General features: G+C 57.2%; 1 protein-coding gene. It reads right to left on the reverse strand.

The annotated features are described in order from the left end of the window. Positions 1 to 1,969 (reverse strand): NACHT domain-containing protein (locus QOZ99_RS22240; protein WP_503128565.1); only part of this gene is annotated, 1,969 nt, incomplete at its 3' end. Positions 1,970 to 2,118 lie beyond the last annotated feature (149 nt).

The raw sequence follows: 2,118 nt of genomic DNA on the forward strand, positions 1-2,118 counted from the left end.
CATCGCAAGCCTCCGTGTGCCCGCAACCTCGAATCAGATTTTCAGCAGCTTGGGAATCCCGAACGTGAGTCAGCCTCAGCGCGCCTTGGTATAAGGCCAGATAGTCTGCATATTTTAGGTATAGCCCCGAATGCCCGTGAGACATCGAGAGTTTCATCCGCATGTTCCAGACGTCATCGGCGCTTTCTTGGCCATCAAACGCAAGCCGGTGGATTGCCTGCCGGAGCGTATCGTCCTGCTTCAGCGCCTCGACTGAGACGCTGGTATCCGTCGCCGGGCCGCTAAAGCTCAGCGGCTTTGTCCATGCCCAGATTTGCGCCGGGTCGTGCTGCCCTGCCGCCAGCGCAAAATAGCGATCCAGCAGTTCGCCGATGATCCGACTTATCGACTGCAGGCAGGTGCAGCTATGGGCGTTCTTGGCACCGCAACTACAGGATAGATCGTGCGTCAGCTCGTCAAGAAGCCAGATGGTGTCATCGAGGTCAAGGCTACTAATAAAGGCGCGAACGTAATATCGATGTTCAACATATTGATCGTCGCGTCCCCGGTCCAGATCGCCGTGCTGCCCCGACATGCGAAGCAGCGAGAGCATGTCTTCTCGTTCCAGAGTTCCGATTTTGAACAGAGGCGCAGTTTCTGCGGCAAGCCGTAGCGATGCTAGGTCGCCCAGTTTTACCAGCGCCAGAAAGTCCGCACGATGGTCATGCTTCGATAGCTCGAGCAAAAGGCGTTGCACGCGTATGCGCGTTGACCGCGGGCAATTGCTGTCCAGCAGCAGCCCCTGCAACTCGGGAACCAAAATGGTAGCGGCATCGGAGCCTTGCAGGAGTTCCAGCAGGAGGTCTCGAAGTTCCGGGACGAGCTCGTCGCCAACAAGTCCCTTCCTGACGAGATCGATCATGGAACGGTCGAAAAAACCCGCCACGCTGAACCTTCGCCATGAATCGCTGCGGCGAAAGTAGGGATCGATTTCAGAAAGCTGGCGCAGCTCTCTCAGCAAGAGTTCTTTTGACGCGCGGACCATTTGCGACGGGTCGCCGTTCGCGAGCACCGCGTAGGGATCTATCTTAATGCAAGCTGTCTGCACCTCCGGACTGCCAAGAGCAGCCATCCAACCAAGCAAACCCCGAAGCTCATCACGGACAACGCCATTGGGGGCTGCGACAGCAAGTAACCGGCGAATGGTCAGCAGGTCGCTGGCGTCGTCAATTCGCCGGACCAGATACCGGGCCGCGCAATACTCAGCGACGATACGGTGAACAGGCTCGTGCAGCCCCGGCTCACTGGCCAGTTTGAAAAGCCGCGTATCCAGCATGTTCTTGAGCAGCGCCTGATCCCTTTGGGTCAGCGCGCTGAAATAGGTAAAATCCTGGTCCTCGGGATCGTCTGCCAGCGAAACGCCGCTGGTTCCGGACAATAGGATTTTCGCAAAAACTTCCTCACCGACCTCAACAATCGACGTTATGGGGGCTCGGCCCTTTTGCTTGGGCGAGTCCTCGCGCTCGCTGGCGAGCCGCGTCACCGCATCGGCGAATATCTGACGTTTGCTGGTGAAACGTCGGCCGCCTTGGATGTAGGCTGCCGCAAACAATTGCAGGAATTGAGGAATGCCGAGCAGCGCTCCCAGTTCAAACCGGTCAGCTTCACCAACAAATGCCGCAAAATCCTCATCGGGAAACTCTGATTCGAAAAGAATCTTCTGTTCGGCTTCATCGAATGGAAGAAGGCGCACGAGTGCGGGCTCTTCGCCGAAGCATTCCTTAGCAAAGCGCGTCCGCGCCGAGTCCCACTCGCTTGATCGGCTCGAAAATATCACCAGGGGAGCAGACACTTCGCTCGCTTTTACGATGATCGGATCGATCGCATCCGGATCCAGTCTGACAACCTCATCGAGCGCATCGATGATGAGCGCGTCGGTCGACGTAGCATTGTTCTGGTGGCGGAAACGACTGGCGGATCTTGGTTGCACGCCTAAAGATCGCCCGAGATCAGTAAGCAGGTCCGACTTGCCCGCGCCGGGTTCGCCTAGGAGACCGACTCATAACTCCGCAACCAGATGCGGATTGACGCGAGTTGGATTGAGGCGAGGAAATTGTCGTCTCGTTTGTCATAGCGGGT

The organism is Ancylobacter amanitiformis, assembly GCF_030814815.1.
Lineage (GTDB): Bacteria > Pseudomonadota > Alphaproteobacteria > Rhizobiales > Xanthobacteraceae > Ancylobacter > Ancylobacter amanitiformis.